Consider the following 3,505-nt stretch of genomic DNA (forward strand, 5'->3'; position numbering starts at 1 on the left):
CGTAACGCTGGCTGGCAAACAAACCGTGCAGGGTATGGCCAAATTCGTGGAACAGGGTGATCGCATCATCCCACGAGATTAGCGCTGGCTGGCCTTCCGCCGGTTTTTGATAGTTGCAGACGTTGTAGATTACCGGCCGCGACCCGGCTTCATGGGATTGCTCGATAAAGTTACCCATCCACGCCCCGCCGCCTTTCGAGTCGCGGGCGAAGAAGTCACCGTAAAAGAGCGCCATCCCTTCTCCGTGATGATCGAAGATCTCCCAGACTCGCACGTCAGGGTGGTAGACAGGGATATCCCTGCGCTCGGCAAATGTAATGCCGAAAAGGCGGGTCGCCGCCCAGAAGACGCCGTCTGTCAGCACCGTATTGAGGGCAAAATAGGGTTTGACCTGCGACTCGTCCAGGGCGTACTTCGCCAGGCGCACACGTTCGGCATAAAAGGCCCAGTCCCAGGCCTGAACCTGAAAATGGCCCTGCTCTTCATCAATCACTTTCTGAATGTCGGCCTGCTCCTGCAGGGCGCGACCGCGCGCGGCAGGAACGATACCCCGCATAAACTGCAGCGCGGCGTCGGGGGTTTTCGCCATCTGATCGGCAATTTTCCAGCTGGCGTAGCTACCATAGCCCAGCAGTTCAGCCTGACGCGCCCGGAGCGCCACCAGACGTGCGACCACCTCGCGGGTATCGTTGGCATCATTTTTTTGCGTGCGCAGCCAGCCCGCTTTGAAGAGGTTTTCTCTGGTCTGACGATCGCGTAGCTGTTGCAGAGCCGGCTGTTGCGTGGTGTTCAGCAGCGGAATGAGCCAGCGATCGCTGAGTCCCTTCTCTGCTGCGGCCTCGGCAGCCGCGGCCTGTTCCGCCGGGCTCAGGCCATCCAGTTGATGCTGATAATCCACCACCAGCCCACCCGCCTTGTCTGCCGCCAGCAGACGCTGGTTAAACTGGCTGGTCAGGCTGGCTGATTCGGTATTGAGCGTTTTAAGCTCCTGCTTTTGCGCCTCCTCCAGCCGGGCCCCGGCCAGAATAAAGCGCTGATGAAGCACCTCAATCAGCCGCAGGGACTCGGCATCCGGCGCCATCGCCTGGCGGTCATTATAGATGGCATCCACCCGGGCAAAGAGCGCCTCATTCAGCCAGATATCGTTAGAGAGCGCCGCCAGTTCGGTTGAGATCGCCTCTTCCAGTTGCTGCAGATAATCATTGGTGTGCGCCGAAGTCATGGCAAAGAAGACGCTGCTTACCCGGCTCAGCAGCTCGCCGCTTTTCTCCAGCGCCAGTACGGTATTGGCAAAATCGGGGGCGTCTGCGGAACCGGCAATCGCCGCGATCTCCCTGCGCTTCTGACGAATGGCTTCGTCAAAGGCTGGACGATAGTGTTCGTCGCGGATCAGATCAAAATGTGGCGCCTGGTACGGCAGCAGGCTGCTTGTGAAAAACGGATTAGTGCCAGACATAACAGACTCCTGAATAAGGTGAATTTCACCAGAGTAGGCCAGCCCGGCATGGGCTGCAATCTCTGTGGCCTTGAGGGCACGAAAAGTAACCTTACTCTGCGTCAGATCACATGCTATGGTAGTACTACACAAAAAGCGTTGAGGAACAGTGACATGATTATTTTAGTTACCGGGGCGACAGCAGGATTTGGTGAAAGCATTACGCGTCGCTTCGTCGCAAACGGCCATAAAGTGATTGCCACAGGCCGCCGTCAGGAGCGTCTGCAGGAGCTGAAAGAGGAGCTTGGCGACAGCATTCTGACCGCCCAGCTTGACGTGCGTAACCGTGCATCTATTAAAGAGATGATTGCCAATCTGCCGGCACAATGGCGTGACATCGACGTACTGGTCAACAACGCCGGGCTGGCGCTGGGTCTTGAGCCTGCGCACAAAGCCAGTGTGGAAGACTGGGAAACGATGATCGACACCAACAACAAAGGCCTGATCTATATGACACGCGCCGTGCTGCCTGGCATGGTGGAGCGCAACCGTGGTCACGTGATCAACATCGGCTCGACCGCCGGTAGCTGGCCTTATGCGGGCGGCAACGTCTATGGCGCGACCAAAGCCTTTGTACGTCAGTTCAGCCTGAACCTGCGCACCGATCTGCACGGCACCGCTATCCGCGTGACGGATATCGAGCCGGGTCTGGTCGGCGGAACGGAGTTCTCCAACGTTCGCTTTAAAGGCGATGATGACAAAGCCGGTAAAACCTACGAAAACACCACCGCCCTCACCCCGGATGATGTCACTGAAGCCGTCTGGTGGGTGGCGACGTTGCCGAAGCACGTCAACATCAACACCGTTGAAATGATGCCGGTGACGCAGAGCTTTGCTGGCCTGAGCGTTCATCGCGGATGATCTTTCCCCGCCCGGCTTGCGGGCCGGGTCTGGGATACCGGGTAAAAGAATGGTAGTATTTCCGGGTTAACCCTCTGAGAAATCACATCGAATGGCCGCTGAATCGCAACTTAATCCGACACAACCCGTAAATCAGCAAATTTATCGTATTTTGCGCAGCGATATTGTGCATTGCCTGATCCCGCCGGGCACCCCTTTATCAGAAAAAGAGGTGTCGGTACGCTTTGATGTCTCCCGTCAGCCGGTTCGCGAAGCCTTTATCAAGCTGGCGGAAAATGGCCTGATTCAGATCCGCCCCCAGCGCGGCAGTTACGTTAACAAGATCTCCCTCAGTCAGGTACAGAACGGCTGTTTTGTCCGCCAGGCCATCGAGTGCGCCGTGGTCCGTCGTGCGGCAACCCTGGTCGACGATCATCAGTGCTATCAGCTGGAGCAGAATCTGCATCAGCAGCGTATCGCCATTGAACGTAAACAGCTGAATGACTTCTTCCTGCTCGACGACGAATTTCATCAGAAGCTGGCGCAAATTGCTGGCTGTCAGCTGGCGTGGGATACCATCGAGAACATCAAGGCGACCATGGACCGGGTGCGTTACATGAGCCTTAATCACGTATCACCGCCAGAGATGCTGCTGCGCCAGCATCTGGATATTTTCCATGCCCTGGAAAAGCGTGACGCCGATGCGGTAGAAAAAGCGATGACCCTGCATCTGCAGGAAATTGGCGAGTCAGTGCAGTTAATTCGTCAGGAAAATAGTGACTGGTTTAGCGAAGAGTAACGAAAATGAATGCCGCCATAGCGGCGGCATACGGCAGAATTAGCCCGCGATATAGTGGGCCACAGCGGCTTTCGCCCCCTTCTCCAGCAACATTTGATACGCCCCGGTTACCGCCTCGACAAAAGTCGCATCCTGCGGCAGTTCATTACCAAAGATCGCCTCGATACCCATCAGCGCCTTCACGCGGGATACCCCTTCAGCACTGCCGTTTACCGCCGCCTGGATCACCGGCAACAGCGGATCGCACACCTCGATGGCTTCGCCGCGCTCATCCACGCCGCCGACATAGCGCATCCAGCCGGCAATACCCAGCGCCAGTAGCGGGAATGGTTTCTGGTGCACACGGTGCCAGCGCACTGAATCAAGCATAC

The 3,505-nt window shown here is 57.0% G+C and carries 3 protein-coding genes and 1 pseudogene; 2 read left to right on the top strand and 2 right to left on the bottom strand.

The features are described 5' to 3' along the window. The coding region (locus WFM46_RS23170; protein ID WP_336998660.1) for a M3 family metallopeptidase at positions 1–1,456 on the bottom strand (1,456 nt) is incomplete at its 3' end. 153 nt (positions 1,457–1,609) lie between these two features. Between WFM46_RS23170 and ydfG the strand changes: the two genes are divergently transcribed. Continuing rightward, positions 1,610–2,356 (top strand): bifunctional NADP-dependent 3-hydroxy acid dehydrogenase/3-hydroxypropionate dehydrogenase YdfG, encoded by a 747-nt coding sequence (ydfG, locus tag WFM46_RS23175; protein WP_336998661.1) that lies wholly within the window; start codon positions 1,610–1,612, stop codon positions 2,354–2,356. Positions 2,357–2,447: 91 nt separating this feature from the next. Further along, positions 2,448–3,134, top strand: coding sequence for a GntR family transcriptional regulator (locus tag WFM46_RS23180; protein WP_103179538.1), 687 nt, complete (start codon positions 2,448–2,450; stop codon positions 3,132–3,134). Between the two features lie 39 nt (positions 3,135–3,173). Here the strand turns inward: WFM46_RS23180 and WFM46_RS23185 are convergent. Further along, a pseudogene (locus WFM46_RS23185) lies at positions 3,174–3,505 on the bottom strand (mannitol dehydrogenase family protein); the annotation flags it as partial.

The sequence above is a fragment of the Leclercia sp. M50 genome, assembly GCF_037150775.1.
GTDB lineage: Bacteria > Pseudomonadota > Gammaproteobacteria > Enterobacterales > Enterobacteriaceae > Enterobacter.

Excerpts from the sequence above, each read along its gene's own strand:
- WFM46_RS23180 (WP_103179538.1), top strand. The coding sequence starts at position 2,448 with ATGGCCGCTGAATCGCAACTTAATCCGACACAACCCGTAAATCAGCAA.
- ydfG (WP_336998661.1), top strand. The coding sequence starts at position 1,610 with ATGATTATTTTAGTTACCGGGGCGACAGCAGGATTTGGTGAAAGCATT.